Source organism: Collinsella sp. CLA-ER-H10, assembly GCF_040092475.1.
In the GTDB taxonomy this organism is placed as follows: Bacteria; Actinomycetota; Coriobacteriia; order Coriobacteriales; family Coriobacteriaceae; genus Collinsella.
The window spans coordinates 37,623-52,193 of record NZ_JBBNLM010000010.1 but is presented as its reverse complement, the minus strand read 5'-3'; the positions used below and the strand labels follow the sequence as shown (position 1 = coordinate 52,193).

The following is a 14,571-nucleotide window of genomic DNA, read 5'->3' as shown; positions in this document are numbered from 1 at the left end:
ACTACGCCTCCAGCGGCACGATCTTGGTTCCATGGAGCTCGGAGACGCCTAGCGCCGCCGCGACCGCGTCGCGATTTGCCGTGGTAATGCCGCCGCCTGGAAGGATGGTCAAACGATCGCCCGCGTACTCAATCAAGCGGGCCAGGTTTTCGAAGTTGTCCTCGATCGACGTACCGGCAGCACCACCGTGCGTCAGAATGCGCGTAACGCCGCAATCGGCAAGTGTATCAATCGCATCGAGCTGAGCCTCGGGCGAGAGCTGGTCAAATGCCATGTGGAAGGTGATGTCAAGGGGCTCGCGCTTGCACTCCTCGGTCGCGCAGCCCGTAGCCATAACGAAGGCGCCGAGGGTGAGCTCGTCGAGCGCCCAGCCGCCGGCACAGGGCTTGCAGCAGCCAAAGACCAGGCCGTCAACGCCGGCACTCACAGCAAGGCCCAGGTCCATCTCCATCATGCGCAGCTCATCCTGGTTGTAGTGAAAGTCGCCGCCACGCGGACGGATCATGCACATCACCCGTGCATCGTGTTCGTGGGCATAGTTGGTCGTAGCGCTGATAACGCCGGCCGAGGGCGTGGTACCACCGACGGCAAGGTTATCGCACAGCTCGATGCGCCCCGCACCGGCCTCGATAGCCGCCGGCACCCGCTCAAAGTTCTCGGCACAAAACTCGTACAGCATAGATAGGCCCCCAAAGACAGCAGATGTTTTCCGACGGGCATTGTCACACATCCCCATGAAGTTGCGGTGGAATAGGGACTGTTTTGGCGTCTAGCGCCCCCATTTAGTCCCTATTTCACCGCAACTTAAAAGGGGGCGCTGACCGGGTTGGTCAGCGCCCCCTTTGTTGAATGGATTAACCGCCCAGATAGGCCTTGCGGACGTTATCGTCGTGCAGCAGCTCTTGACCGGTGCCGGTCATGGTGATCTTGCCGGTCTCGAGTACATAGCCGCGTGTAGCGATGGAAAGTGCCATCTGCGCGTTCTGCTCGACCAGAAGCACCGTGGTGCCGGCCTTGTGCAGGTCCTCGACGATCTGGAAGATCTGCTCAATCAGAATCGGCGCCAGACCCATGGAGGGCTCATCGAGCATGAGCAGCTTAGGGTTGCTCATAAGGGCGCGGCCCATAACGAGCATCTGCTGCTCGCCGCCCGAAAGGGTGCCGGCGACCTGGCGACGGCGCTCCTTTAGGCGCGGGAACTGCTCGTAGACGCGCTCGAGGCCCGGAGCCACCGTGGACTTGGGCTGCGTATAGGCACCCATTTCCAGGTTCTCCTCGACCGTCATCTGCAAAAAGGCGCGACGGCCCTCGGGAACCTGAGCCAGGCCCTTGCCCACTAGCTTGTCGGCAGGCGTATGGGTAATGTCCTCGCCCATAAACTTGATGGAGCCGGTCTTGGAACGCAGCAGGCCCGAGACGGTCTTAAGCGTCGTGGACTTGCCGGCGCCGTTGGCACCAATCAAGGCCACGATCTCGCCCTCGTTGACGTTAAAGGAGATGTCCTTGATGGCGTGGATGGCGCCGTACCAGACGTTGATGTTGTAGACGGAAAGCATCGGCTCTGCCATTTAGTTCTCCCCCTTATCCTGCTTGCCCAGATATGCCTCGATAACGGCGTCGTTGTTCTGGATCTCCTCGGCCGTACCCTTGGCAATGACCTTGCCAAAGTTGAGCACGCAGATGCCCTCGCAGATGTTCATAACGAGCGACATATCATGCTCGATAAGCATGATGGCGATGCCGAAGGTGTCGCGAATCTTGACGATGTTCGCCATGAGCTCTGCGGTCTCGGACGGGTTCATGCCGGCGGCAGGCTCGTCGAGCAGCAGCAGCTTGGGGTTAGTGGCAAGCGCGCGGACGATTTCCAGACGGCGCTGAGCGCCGTAAGGAAGCGAGCCGGCCTGTTCATTTGCCAGGTGCTCCATGTCAAAAATGGACAGCAGCTCCATGGCGCGCTCGTGGGCGGCCTTCTCGTGCTTCCAATACGTCGGCAGGCGCAGCACGCCCTCAAAGCCGGAGTAGCGCTCCTGGTTGTGCAGGCCGACCTTAACGTTGTCCTCCACCGTCATGGTGTTGAACAGACGGATGTTCTGGAACGTACGGGCAATACCCATGCGGTTGACCTGGTAGACCGACTTGCCCGAAGTGTCCTCACCGTCGAGCAGGATGGTGCCGTGCGTAGGCTGGTACACCTTGGTGAGCAGGTTGAAGACCGTGGTCTTGCCGGCACCGTTGGGGCCGATGAGACCGGCAATCTCGGTCTTGCCGATGGTTAGGCTAAAGTCGTCGACCGCCTTAAGGCCGCCGAATTCAATGCCCAGGTGAATGCACTCGAGCGCCGGGCGCTGGCCCAGGTCGCGGTCGGGAACGATGGCGCCAGAAGGATACGGGACCATCTTGCCCTTGTTGAACTCAAACTTACTGGGCATCGGCTGCCACCTCCTTCTTGGAAGCAAAGCGGTCCTTAATGCGTGCGAAGAACGCCTTGAGCTGTGGGTTGTTAGTAAAGACCATGACCAGAATCAACACGATGGCGTAGATGAGCATGCGGTAGTCCGAGAACTGACGGAGCAGCTCGGGGAGCACCGTGAGCAGCGCCGCGGCGATAACGGAGCCGCGCATATTGCCCAGGCCGCCGAGGACCACGAACACCAGAATGAGGATGGACGTATTGAAGTCGAACTTAGTGGCGGAAAGCTGCGAGAAGTTACCGCCGAAGAGAGCTCCGGCAGCGCCGGCGAGGGCAGCGGAAACCACGAAGGCGATCATGCGGTACTGGGTGACGGAGATGCCCACAGACTCGGCAGCGATCTTGTTGTCGCGCACGGCAATAATGGCACGACCGGTACGGCTGCGAACCAGGTTGAGCACAATCACGAGCGCGACCATAACCAGGATTGCGCCGGCAAGGAAGGTCGAATAGGTCGACACGCCCGATGCGCCCTGCGCGCCCTTGATGATGGCGGTGCCGTCCTCGAGCAGGTGCAGGTCGTCGATCGTGGAGTTACCCGTGATGTTAAAGATCACATGCAGGCCGCGGGAATCGACGCCCACAATGAGGCAGGTGACGACCTCTTTGATGATCTCGCCAAAAGCCAGGGTCACGATGGCCAGATAGTCGCCGCTCAGGCGCAGGACCGGGATGCCGATCAAGAAGCCCAAGATGCCAGCGGCGATAGCGCCGACCACAATGCTGATGATCAGACGCATCGGATCGGACGGAACGGTGCTCTCCAGCGCGACGGCAGTGACGATGCCCGTATAGGCACCGACGCTCATAAAGCCCGCGTGGCCCAGCGACAAGTCGCCCGCGATGCCGACGACGAGGTTAAGGGAGATGGCCATGACGATATAGGCCGTGATGGGAACCAGCTGACCGGCGATCATGCGCGGGATCATGTGGTTGGACTGCATAAAGAACACGATGGCGAACGCCACAACGCACATGGCGTACGTGACAAAGTCGTGACGCGTCTGCTTGTCTTTAAGAAACTTCATAACGCTCACCTACACCTTCTCGGGGACGTACTTGCCCAAGAGGCCGGCAGGCTTGACGAGCAGGACGATGATCAAAACACCAAAGACGATGGAGTTGGCAAGGCTCGTGGAAATGTAAGCCTGCGCCATCGCCTCGATGATGCCGATGAGAATACCGCCGACAAAGGCACCGGGGATGGAGCCGATGCCGCCGAAAACGGCAGCGTCGAAGGCCTTGATGCCAGGCATGGCGCCCGTGGTGGGCTGCAACACCGGCGAGTAGGAGCACAGGAGCACGCCGGCGATGGCGGCAAGGGCGGAGCCGATGGCGAACGTCATCGAGATGGTGCGGTTGACGTTGATGCCCATGAGCTGAGCGGCGGCCTTGTCCTCGGACACAGCGCGCATGGCCTTGCCCATCTTGGTCTTACCTGTAAAGAACATCAGGCCGGCCATGATAACCAGGCAGGCGACGATAGTGACGAGCGAGACGGCGCTTACGTTAAACTTGGCCAAGAACTCCGGCACCGGGAAGGTGACGAGCGAAGTGAAGTTCTTGGGCGTGGCGCCCCACAGAAGCTGCGCGGCGTTCTGCAGGAAGTAAGACACGCCGATGGCCGTGATCAGAACGGCCAGTGGGCCTGCTTGGCGCAGCGGCTTATAGGCCAGACCCTCAATGAGAACACCGAGAACCGTGCAGACCACACAAGAGAGAACTACAGATGCCCAGCCCGGGAGGCCGAGATACGACGTGGCGCAGAACGAGACATAGGCACCGACCATGATGACATCGCCGTGAGCGAAGTTGAGCATCTTGGCGATACCGTAGACCATGGTGTAGCCCAACGCGATGATGGCGTAGACGCTGCCCATGGACAGGCCGTTGACCAGGTATTGGATAAAGACCGTCATGTTCCACATCCCCCTTTCGAATAGGTTTCCAGTTAATGTATGAAACAGGGACGTTACACTGTCCCTAGATACCAAGCAAGCAGGGAAGGCCAAAACCTCCCCTGCTTGGGATCAAAACCGCTCTATGTAAGGCGGCCAATTAGGCCTGTACGTACTTGCCGTCGGTGATGACGTACGCCGTGGGCTCCTTCTGGACCTGGCCCTTATCGTTCCAGGTGAGCTTGCCGGTCAGACCGTCAACGGTAATCTTGAGCATAGCCTTGGACAGCTTCTCGGCGGCCTCGGTCGGATCGGCGTCGACACCAAGACCGGCCTCCTTGACGGCCTCGGCCACCGCGTGCACGCCGTCGTAGGCGTCGGCGGCAAACTGGTCGGGGGTATCGCCGTACTTATCCTTGTAAGCGTTGACGAAGTCGGCGTTCTTCTCGTCGTCGGCGGAGAACGGGGTCATGAGCAGCAGGCCCTCGGCAAGAGAGGTATCGAAGCCCTCAACGCCCAGGATGCCGTCCATGCCGTCGCAGCCCATCATCTTGACGTCGTAGCCCATGTCCTTGGCGTTCTTGAGCAGGACGGACGCCGGCGTGTAGTAGATCGGCGCAAAGATCATGGTGGCGCCGGCCTGCTTGGCCTTGGTCAGCTGGTTGGTAAAGCTCGTGGCGGAGTCGTCCTTAAAGGTCTCCTCGTCAACAATCTCGAGCTTGGACTCAGCGGCCTGGGCCTTAAAGGAATCTGCGATGCCCGAAGAATAGGCGTCGCCGGAGTTATAGAACAGCACGAACTTCTCGTCCGCATACTTCTGCGCCAGGAACTTGGCAGCGTTGACACCCTGGTTGGGGTCGGTGAAGCAAACCTGGAAGACGCAATCTTTGCCGTCGGTGACGTCCTCGGAGGACGCGGACGGGGTGATCATGAACGTCTTGGGGTCGTTACCGCACTCGGCGGCAACGGCAACCGACGCACCCGTGGTGGTCGGGCCGACGAGAGCCTGCATGCCCCAGTCGAGCAGGGTGTTGAAGGCGTTGACGGCCTTCTCGCCGTCGGCCTGGTCATCCTCGGCCTTGCTGGCAAGCGGCAGCTCCTTGGTCGAGAAATCCTTGCAGCCAAGCTCGACACCCTGGGTAACGGACTTGCCGTAGGACGCGTTGGCGCCGGTCAGCGGGCCGATGGTACCGATCTTAAACGAAGCGTCGCTCGAAGCGGAACCGCTGTCGCCGCCGTTGGAGGAGCAACCAGCTAGAATGGACATCGCCCCCAGACCTGCTGCGCTCGCGATAACGCTCCTGCGATTCATAACAGGGTTCAATGACTTACCGGTGAGGCTCGACATGCGGCTCTCCTCTCAAATCTCGTCGGGTTTCGGTTACCCGACAGGCCATCCTTCGCCGTGCTCGGCGTTCGCAAAATACTAGACGCTTTAGTTAAGGAAAGTGGCGATTATTTCAACTTTTCTTTGGATTTGTTCATTTATCCATAATTCTGCGTATTCCTGTCGATTTATGCAGTTTAGCCACTTTATTGTGTGAAAGTAATGTTTCCGTTCTGTTACAGGCGTCCTTGCCCTGAATAAAACGGCCCGCCGGTCTCGATGTATATGCACTTAGGCGGCGATGTACTTACCGTCCTGAATCACATAGGCCGTAGCAGGCTTTTCGACCTGACCTTCGTCATTCCACGTTAGCTCGCCGGTCAGGCCGTCGATCTTGATCTTGCGCATGGCCTTGGCAAGGTCGCCGGCAATGTCGGCGCCGTCGGCCGTAATGTCGATGTCTGCCTTGTCGATGGCCTCGGCGATGGCGTGGACGCAATCGTAGGCGTCGGCGGCAAACTGGTTAGGCGTCTCGTCGTAGACGTCCTTATATGCCTTGACGAAGTCGGCATTCTTCTCGTTGTCGGCAGAGAACGGGGTCATAAGCAGCACGCCCTCGGCAAGAGAGGTATCGAAGCCTTCCACAGAGAGCAGGCCGTCCATGCCGTCGGTACCCATGAGGGTCATGTCGTAGCCCATGTCCTTGGCGTTCTTGAGCAAAACGGACGCCGGCGTGTAGTAGATCGGCGCAAAGATGAGCGTGGCGCCGGCCTCCTTGGCCTTGGTGAGCTGGTTGGTAAAGCTCGTGGAGGAATCGTCCTTAAAGGTCTCGGTATCGACGATATCAAGTTTGGACTCCTTGGCCTGCTCGGCAAAGGCATCGGCAACACCCGAGCTGTACGTATCGCCGGAGTTGTAGAACAGGGCGATCTTGGCGTCCGCGTACTTCTCGGCCAAGAACTTCGCGGCGCTGGCGCCCATGGTGGGATCGGTGAAGCAAACCTGAAAGACCGTGGTCTTATCCTTGGTGACGTCGAGAGACGAGGCCGAGGGCGTGACCATGAGCATGTCGTCGGCGATCTCGCCCGAGACGGCGACGGCAGCACCGGTGGTGACCGGACCGACGAGCGCCTGCATGCCCCAGTCACACAGGGTATTGAAGGCGTTGATAGCCTTCTCGCCGTCAGCGACGTCATCCTCGGACTTAAGCGAGAGTTTGAGGTCCTTGGTCGAGAAATCCTTGGCGGCGAGCTTGGCACCCTTCTCGGCCGAAACGCCATAGGTTGCCGCGGCGCCGGTCAGAGGGCCGATGACGCCGATCTTGAAGGTCTTGCCGTCATCGGCGGAGCCGCCGTCCGAGCCACCCGACGAGCAACCAGCGAGCGCCGCGGTGCCACCGAGCGCCGCGGCGCCAGCCAAGAAACTCCTGCGGTTAAGTACGTTGTTGATGCTAAACATGGTGTCCCCCTTTTCGCTGGCCGCGGTGCGGCCGTCTTGCGGTACAGGGCAAACCTTATGGCGCAAACGTTGACAGTTTGTTACGGAGTTCCGTTTGTAGCGAGCATGTTTCCAATGTTTCCGCAGCGTTTCGGGGGTGCCGTTTTGTGCGACTCCTGTTGCCTAGCGAGCACGCGCTCTCGGTTCACGCTAGAATGCACTCAACCTTTAAGCGGTTAATCCATCCATAAGATGCACGAAGGAGCTATCTATGAGCGAACCCCTGCGCACCGTGAACGTCGGTCTGATCGGTCTGGGAACCGTCGGCGGCGGCGTGGCCCGTCTGATCAAGAGCCACCACGATGAGTACCTGGCAGCCTACGGCATCGACCTTAAGCTGACCCGCGCCTGCGCGCTTGCTTGGGAGCAGGCCGAGGCGGCAGGCATTGAGCGCGAGGCCTTTACGAGTGACTGGCGCGACGTCGTCACCGACCCCGCCGTCGACATCGTCGTCGAGCTGATCGGTGGCGAGCACCCCGCAACCGAGATCTTCACCACTGCCTTTGAGCACGGCAAGCACGTCGTCTCTGCCAACAAGGCCCTACTGGGCCGTCACGTCGAGACGCTTGCCGAGAAGGCACGCGCGTGCGGCGTGCAGATTAAGTGCGAGGCCAGCTGCGGCGGCGGCATCCCCATCGTGAGCACGCTTGAGCACGACCTGGTGGGCAACAAGATCCTGACCATCGCCGGTATTCTCAACGGTACCACCAACTACATCCTGTCGCGCATGGACGCCGAGGGTGCCGATTACGCCGACGTGCTCGCCGACGCGCAGGCCAAGGGCTATGCCGAGGCCGACCCGTCCGCCGACGTCGACGGCTTCGACGCCGCCAGCAAAACGGCGATCCTCGCCTCCATCGGCTTTGGCACCCGTGTGACCACCGACGACGTATACCAGCAGGGCATCCGTACCATCGGCGCCGAGGACATCGCCCAGGCACGCGAACTCGGCTACACCATTAAGCTGCTCGGCATCGCCCGCAACACCGACGCCGGCGTCGACGTCCGCGTGCATCCCACGCTGATCCCCGCCGACCACATGCTTGCCAAGGTCAACGGCGCCATGAACGCTGTCTACGTGGTAGGCGACGCCGTGGGCGAGACCATGTTCTACGGTGCCGGCGCAGGCTCCTTCCCCACCGCGAGCGCCGTCGTGGGCGATATCCTGTCGCTCTCCGAGCAGATCAGCCGCGGTGTGGCTCCGCTGCCCGAGATTGAGCCCTATGGTCACAACCTCGCCTTTAAGCCCATGGACGAGCTCCAGACCAAGTACTATGTGCGCCTGAAGGTCGCCGACCGCGTAGGCGCCCTGTCCGAGACGGTCGACATCTTTGCCAAGCACAACATCTCGATCTCGCTCATCAACCAGGTCGAGGACGGCAAATCGGGCGTCAGCGATGCCTGCTCGGTCATCTTCCTGACGCACCGCGCGCTCGAGAAGGACGTCCAGGCTGCCGCCGCCGAGCTTGCCAGCGTCGACTGCGTGGCCGAGGTCGCCAACGTCCTGCGCATCGAGGACGTCGAGGCCTGGACCGAAGGCGTTATGGCGAACTAGTCCACTACTTCGAACCTCAACGAAGCTCAACGCAAAAGGCGCGCTGCCTGCATCAACCGCAGGCAGCGCGCCTTCTTCTGTTTTGTAAGGGAAACTGCGTCCCGGCATTTCAGCTCAGAACGGGATGCCGTTTCCCCCCAGAGCCCTCATGAGGAAACTGCATCCCATTTTGGACGCCGATTCTGGGACGCACTTTCCACAACGGGCCTCTCGCGGAAAGTGCATCCCACTCTGGACGCCAATTCCGGGATTCATTTTCCGCGGCGGTGTCGGCTACCTGCCGTCGTCGTCCTGGGCTTCATCGCGCGCATAGAGCTCCAGCATGCGGCGGCGGTATTCGCGCACGGCGAGCTTAGCGCGCTCCAGGCGGCGACGCTCGCGCGGAGTCAGCTCGGACGGGTCGACCTCGTCTCCATAGGTCTTATCGGCAAGAAGATGTGCCGCGTCCACAATACGGGCATCGATATGGCCGCTCGCCGCCTCAGCGGAAAGACGCTCGGCAATCGTATCGAGCGTAGGCAGGCCCTCAAATACGCGACCATGGCCATGCGATGTCAGCAACTCGTGCTCGCGTGCGAGCAGGCTTGCCAAATCGTGATGAGCACGCAGGATGTCGAGCGCATCGGATGGATGCTCGGCAACTTCTGCCACGGCGGCAACCGGCGCGGCGTCGACCACGCGGTAGAAGAGCTGCGCGAGCAATGGCATCAAGAACACCGTGATGGCACCAGCGGCAACCATGACCGACGCAATATCTTGCGACAGCGCACCCGCGTTGACGGCAACGCTTGTCACGGCAACGATGATCGGCAGGGCCGTGGTGCAGTACAGGGCCACGGTAATGCGGCCATACGCCGACACATCGCGCGTCGCGGGACAAATGCCCATAGAGATGAGAATGGGCACGGCACGAATAATCAGCAACGCCACGATAAAACCCGCGAGCAAGCCCGGGCGCGACGCCACGGCCGTCAGGTCGATCTTTGCGCCCGATACGGTAAAGAACACCGGAATCAAAAAGCCGTAGGCCAGGCCGTCGAGCTTGGTCTCGAGCGTATGGTTGCCCTCGGGGATGATATAGCGCAGGACAAAGCCGGCGGCAAAAGAACCCAACACGATGTCGAGGTCAAAGATGGCCGAGAACGCCACGAGCGTGACCAGGATGAGCACCGTCAGGCGCACGAAGGTCTGCGACGTGGTATCGGCGCGTTCCTCGACAAACGCAAAGAAGCGGCTGCCGACACGCTTGGAGCGGCTTGGGACCACAGCCAGCAACACGCAAACCACCGCAAACAAGCCAAGGATTACGAGCGTTTGGATGCCAGTGCGGGCAGACAGCAGCACCGACATGGCGAGCACAGGGCCGAGCTCACCCCAGGTGCCATACGCGAGAATCGAGTCGCCCACACGCGTGCCAGTGAGCGAGCGCTCACGCATGATGGGCACGAGCGTGCCGAGCGCCGTCGAAGTGAGGGCAAGCGTCACGGCGATACCGTCGAAATGACTGACTGAGAACCACGGGGTAAAGCGCACGGCAAGCCAGGCGATACCAAACGTGACGACCCACGTCGCCAAGCCGTAGCGCCCCTCGACGCCCGTGATGCTCTTGGGGTCGATCTCAAAGCCGGCAAGCAGGAACAAGAAGGCCAGGCCCAGCTCGGACACAAGCGAGACCTCAGCATCTACATGGATGACGCCGAGCATATGGGGTCCCAGCACCGCGCCGAGCACGAGCAAAAAGACCGTCTCGGGAACGGGTTTTCCGGGAATCGCCGAGGCGATAAAAGGACTCGCAAAGGCCACGAGTGCGATGATGGCGAGCGAAACGAATGCCATGTGATGCCTTTCTCTTGTTTGCGCTTCACTGTAGCACCCTCGCCGTCCTCAACGCGCCGCGAGCTGTCGTATCATAGTGAGGTTTACAAACATGTGGCTCAAGGCGACCGCAAGGCAGACCCCGCAAACCGACCGCTGCCGCATACCGTACCGTACGCCCAACCGATCAGGAAGGCAGGAACCAATGGTCTCTCGTATCTACGTGGAGAAGAAACCCGGGTTCGACGTCGAGGCTCAGCAGCTCAAGGGCGAGCTGACCGAAATTCTCGGCATCAAGGGCATCGAGGCCCTGAGGATCATCAACCGCTACGACGTCGAGGGCATCGACGAGGAGCTTTTCCGCTCCTGCGTGCCGACCGTCTTTAGCGAGCCCCAGGTCGATGTGACCTACGACGAGCTCCCCGCAAGCGATGGCGCCGTCTTTGCCGTCGAATTCCTGCCTGGCCAGTTTGACCAGCGCGCCGACTCCGCCAGCGAGTGCGTGCAGCTCATCAGCCAGGGCGAGCGCCCCGCCGTGCGCTCCGCCAAGGTCTATATCATCTCGGGCGCTCTGGACGAAGCCGCCATCGAGGCCATCAAGCACTACGTGGTGAACCCCGTCGAGGCGCGCATCGCCTCGCTCGACCTGCCCGAGACGCTGTACATGGAGACCCCCGAGCCCCAGCCCGTCGAGGTGCTCGACGGCTTCCGCGAGCTCGACGAGGCCGGCCTTGCCGCCTTTATCGCCGATCGTGGCCTTGCCATGGACGAGGCGGACATCGCCTTCTGCCAGCAGTACTTCCGCGATGAGGACCGCGACCCCACCATCACCGAGATCCGCGTGATCGACACCTACTGGTCCGATCACTGCCGCCACACCACCTTCGGCACCGTCCTGGACGACGTGACGATCGACGACGCCGTGGTGCAGCAAGCCTTCGACCGCTACATGGAGATGCGCCACGAACTCGGCCGCGACGCCAAGCCCGTCTGCCTCATGGACATGGGCACCATCGGCGCCAAGTATCTTAAGAAGACCGGCATCATGACCGATGTCGACGAGTCCGAGGAGATCAACGCCTGCACCGTCAAGGTGAAGGTCGATGTCGACGGCGAGGACCAGGACTGGCTGTTCCTGTTTAAGAACGAGACCCACAACCACCCGACCGAGATCGAGCCCTTCGGCGGTGCCGCCACCTGCGTGGGCGGCGCTATCCGCGACCCGCTCTCGGGCCGCAGCTATGTGTACCAGGCCATGCGCGTCACCGGCGCCGGCGACCCCACCGTCCCGGTTTCCGAGACGCTCGAGGGCAAGCTGCCGCAGCGCAAGCTCGTGACCACCGCTGCCGCCGGCTACTCCAGCTACGGCAACCAGATCGGCCTTGCCACCGGTCAGGTTAATGAACTCTATCACCCCGGTTACATGGCCAAGCGCATGGAAGTTGGCGCCGTCGTGGGCGCCACCCCGGCAAACCACGTTCGTCGCGAGTGCCCCGCCCCCACCGACAAGATCATCCTGCTGGGCGGCCGCACCGGCCGTGACGGCATCGGTGGCGCTACCGGCTCCTCAAAGACCCAGAACACCGAGTCCATCGAGACCTCGGGCGCCGAGGTCCAGAAGGGCAACGCCCCGGTCGAGCGCAAGCTGCAGCGTCTGTTCCGCCGCGGCGACGCCTGCCGTCTGATCAAGCGCTGCAACGACTTTGGCGCCGGCGGCGTCTCGGTCGCCGTGGGTGAACTTGCCGACGGCCTGTATGTCGACCTTGACACCGTGACCAAGAAGTACGACGGCCTGGATGGCACCGAGCTCGCCATTTCCGAGTCCCAGGAGCGCATGGCTTGCGCCGTCGCCGACGGTGACGTCGAGGAGTTCATGGGCTACGCCGCCGAGGAGAACCTGGAGGCAACCGTTATCGCCGAGGTTACCGCCGAGCCGCGCATGCGCATGGCCTGGAACGGCGTCGCCATCGTCGACCTGTCCCGCGAGTTCCTCAACTCCAACGGCGCACCCAAGCACCAGGTCGCCCACGTGTGCGCCCGTAGCGTGTGGCAGCCCAGCTGGGCCGGCACCACGCTCGCCGAGCGCATGACCTCGCTCGTCACCGACCTCAACGTCGCTTCCAACAAGGGTCTTTCCGAGCGCTTCGACTCCACCATCGGCGCCGCGACCGTGCTCATGCCCTTTGGCGGCAAGACGCAGCTCACCCCCAGCTCGGCCATGGTCGCCAAGTTCCCCGTGGACGGCGAGACCACCACGGCGAGTGCCATGGCATGGGGCTTCAACCCCTATCTGATGGAGGCCGACCAGTTTGCGGGCGCCTACCTGTCCGTGGTCGAGTCCATTGCCAAGCTCGTTGCCGCCGGCTTTGAGCACAAGCGCGCCTATCTCTCCTTCCAGGAGTACTTCGAGCGTCTGCGCACCGAGGCCGAGCGCTGGGGCAAGCCCACGGCAGCCGTCCTGGGCGCCCTCATGGCCCAAGTCGACCTGGGTGCCGGCGCCATCGGTGGCAAGGATTCCATGAGCGGCTCGTTTGAGGACGAGGCCGGCGAGCTCAACGTTCCGCCGACTCTGATCAGCTTCGCTGTGGCCGTGGGCCGCGCGGCGCGCGCCGTCTCCCCTGAGTTCAAGGGCCTGACGCACCGCGTCGTCCGCATCGCCCCCGCCACCTACGGCGAGGACTACCGCCCCGATGCTCAGCAGCTGCTCGCCGCGTTTGACGCCGTCGAGGCGCTCACTGCTACCGGCGACGCCCTGGCCGTCTCCACGCCCGGCTACGGCTGCGGCGCCGAGAGCCTTTTTAAGATGTGCGTCGGCAACCAGATCGGTATCGAGCTTGCCGAGGACGTGGACGTGGAGAGCCTCTTCACCCCGCTCTACGGCAGCTTTATCGTCGAGCTCGCCGAGGACGCCGAGCTACCCGAGGTCGCCGACGGCGTTGTCGTCGAGCCCCTGGGTACCACCGTCGAGGGCTATGTCATCGACACCGGCTCCGAGGTCATCGAGCTCGCCAAGCTCCAGGAAGCCTGGGAGAGCGGCATCGAGGGCGTCTTCGCCTACCGCAGCGCCGGCGAGACCCCCGAGGTCGAGACCATCGACTTCCGCGCCAAGGATATCCACGTGTACGGCGGCGCCAAGATTGCCCGTCCGCGCGTGATCATCCCCGTGTTCCCCGGCAACAACTGCGAGTACGACAGCGCCCGCGCCTTCCGTGCCGCCGGTGCCGAGGCCGACACCTTCGTGATCAACAACCTCACGCCCGAGGCCGTCGCCGAGAGCACCCACGAGCTTGCCCGCCGCATCCGCGCAAGCCAGATCGTCATGATCCCCGGCGGCTTCTCGGGCGGCGACGAGCCCGACGGCTCTGCCAAGTTCATCACGGCGTTCTTCCGCGCTCCCGAGGTCACCGAGGCAGTCCGTGACCTGCTCAAGGCCCGCGATGGCCTGATGCTGGGCATCTGCAACGGCTTCCAGGCCCTGATCAAGCTCGGCCTGGTGCCCTACGGTGACATCGTCGACGCCACGCCCGATGCGCCCACGCTGACGTTCAACACCATCGGTCGCCATCAGAGCCGCCTGGTGCGCACCCGCATCTCGTCCAACTTGTCCCCGTGGCTGTCGCAGTGCAGCCTGGACGACCCCTACACCGTCGCCATCAGCCACGGCGAGGGCCGCTTTGTCGCCAACGACAAGGTACTCGCCCAGCTGATCGCCAACGGCCAGGTCGCCACGCAGTACGTGGGCGAGGACGGCAAGCCCAGCATGGATCTTTCCGTCAACCCCAACGGCTCCGCACTCGCCATCGAGGGCATCACGAGCCCCGACGGCCGCGTCCTGGGCAAGATGGGCCATGCCGAGCGTCGCGGCGACAACCTGTACCGCAACGTGCCCGAGCATGTCCCCGGCGACAAATTCATGCCGATCTTTGAGAGCGGCGTAGCCTACTTCGCCTAAACCTTTCCCATCGGGTACAATCCCTTCGGGTAACAACACCCGCCACCGACACATCCG

At 62.1% G+C, this 14,571-nt stretch carries 10 protein-coding genes; 2 read left to right on the top strand and 8 right to left on the bottom strand.

Features of this window, described 5'->3' with window-relative positions:
- Position 1: 1 nt before the first annotated feature.
- The 7 genes from AAAX36_RS06005 to AAAX36_RS05975 all read right to left on the bottom strand — a co-directional run bounded on the left by AAAX36_RS06005 (position 2) and on the right by AAAX36_RS05975 (position 7,153).
- A complete protein-coding gene (locus AAAX36_RS06005; protein WP_349074597.1) occupies positions 2 to 679 on the bottom strand; it encodes a copper homeostasis protein CutC in 678 nt (225 codons plus the stop codon).
- A 175-nt stretch (positions 680 to 854) separates the two neighbouring features.
- On the bottom strand, positions 855 to 1,556 hold the full coding sequence (locus AAAX36_RS06000) for an ABC transporter ATP-binding protein (RefSeq protein WP_035137222.1): 702 nt from the start codon (positions 1,554 to 1,556) through the stop codon (positions 855 to 857).
- 12 nt (positions 1,557 to 1,568) lie between these two features.
- Positions 1,569 to 2,429, bottom strand: coding sequence for an ABC transporter ATP-binding protein (locus AAAX36_RS05995; protein WP_006234439.1), 861 nt, complete (start codon positions 2,427 to 2,429; stop codon positions 1,569 to 1,571).
- A complete protein-coding gene (locus AAAX36_RS05990) occupies positions 2,419 to 3,498 on the bottom strand; it encodes a branched-chain amino acid ABC transporter permease (protein WP_349074593.1) in 1,080 nt (359 codons plus the stop codon). Before AAAX36_RS05990 ends, AAAX36_RS05995 begins: the two co-directional genes overlap by 11 nt.
- A 9-nt stretch (positions 3,499 to 3,507) precedes the next feature.
- Entirely contained in the window at positions 3,508 to 4,389 is an 882-nt protein-coding gene (locus AAAX36_RS05985; protein ID WP_040358647.1) for a branched-chain amino acid ABC transporter permease, read from the bottom strand.
- A gap of 139 nt (positions 4,390 to 4,528) precedes the next feature.
- Positions 4,529 to 5,716, bottom strand: a complete 1,188-nt coding sequence (locus AAAX36_RS05980) for an ABC transporter substrate-binding protein (protein ID WP_148332588.1) — start codon at positions 5,714 to 5,716, stop codon at positions 4,529 to 4,531.
- Positions 5,717 to 5,986: 270 nt separating this feature from the next.
- Positions 5,987 to 7,153 (bottom strand): ABC transporter substrate-binding protein, encoded by a 1,167-nt coding sequence (locus AAAX36_RS05975; protein ID WP_349074592.1) that lies wholly within the window; start codon positions 7,151 to 7,153, stop codon positions 5,987 to 5,989.
- A 250-nt stretch (positions 7,154 to 7,403) separates the two neighbouring features.
- Between AAAX36_RS05975 and AAAX36_RS05970 the strand changes: the two genes are divergently transcribed.
- A complete protein-coding gene (locus AAAX36_RS05970) occupies positions 7,404 to 8,747 on the top strand; it encodes a homoserine dehydrogenase (protein WP_349074590.1) in 1,344 nt (447 codons plus the stop codon).
- A gap of 273 nt (positions 8,748 to 9,020) precedes the next feature.
- On the opposite strand, the gene AAAX36_RS05965 is transcribed toward AAAX36_RS05970, so the two are convergent.
- On the bottom strand, positions 9,021 to 10,583 hold the full coding sequence (locus AAAX36_RS05965) for a cation:proton antiporter (protein ID WP_349074588.1): 1,563 nt from the start codon (positions 10,581 to 10,583) through the stop codon (positions 9,021 to 9,023).
- A 184-nt stretch (positions 10,584 to 10,767) separates the two neighbouring features.
- Between AAAX36_RS05965 and AAAX36_RS05960 the strand changes: the two genes are divergently transcribed.
- Complete coding sequence (locus tag AAAX36_RS05960) at positions 10,768 to 14,514, top strand: phosphoribosylformylglycinamidine synthase (protein WP_349074585.1); 3,747 nt, start codon at positions 10,768 to 10,770, stop codon at positions 14,512 to 14,514.
- Positions 14,515 to 14,571 lie beyond the last annotated feature (57 nt).

Bases quoted from the DNA above. Each gene is read 5' to 3' on its own strand.
- AAAX36_RS05980 (WP_148332588.1), bottom strand. From the start codon at position 5,716: ATGTCGAGCCTCACCGGTAAGTCATTGAACCCTGTTATGAATCGCAGG.
- AAAX36_RS06005 (WP_349074597.1), bottom strand. From the start codon at position 679: ATGCTGTACGAGTTTTGTGCCGAGAACTTTGAGCGGGTGCCGGCGGCT.
- AAAX36_RS05970 (WP_349074590.1), top strand. From the start codon at position 7,404: ATGAGCGAACCCCTGCGCACCGTGAACGTCGGTCTGATCGGTCTGGGA.
- AAAX36_RS05990 (WP_349074593.1), bottom strand. From the start codon at position 3,498: ATGAAGTTTCTTAAAGACAAGCAGACGCGTCACGACTTTGTCACGTAC.
- AAAX36_RS05995 (WP_006234439.1), bottom strand. From the start codon at position 2,429: ATGCCCAGTAAGTTTGAGTTCAACAAGGGCAAGATGGTCCCGTATCCT.
- AAAX36_RS05965 (WP_349074588.1), bottom strand. From the start codon at position 10,583: ATGGCATTCGTTTCGCTCGCCATCATCGCACTCGTGGCCTTTGCGAGT.
- AAAX36_RS05985 (WP_040358647.1), bottom strand. From the start codon at position 4,389: ATGACGGTCTTTATCCAATACCTGGTCAACGGCCTGTCCATGGGCAGC.
- AAAX36_RS06000 (WP_035137222.1), bottom strand. From the start codon at position 1,556: ATGCTTTCCGTCTACAACATCAACGTCTGGTACGGCGCCATCCACGCC.
- AAAX36_RS05960 (WP_349074585.1), top strand. From the start codon at position 10,768: ATGGTCTCTCGTATCTACGTGGAGAAGAAACCCGGGTTCGACGTCGAG.
- AAAX36_RS05975 (WP_349074592.1), bottom strand. From the start codon at position 7,153: ATGTTTAGCATCAACAACGTACTTAACCGCAGGAGTTTCTTGGCTGGC.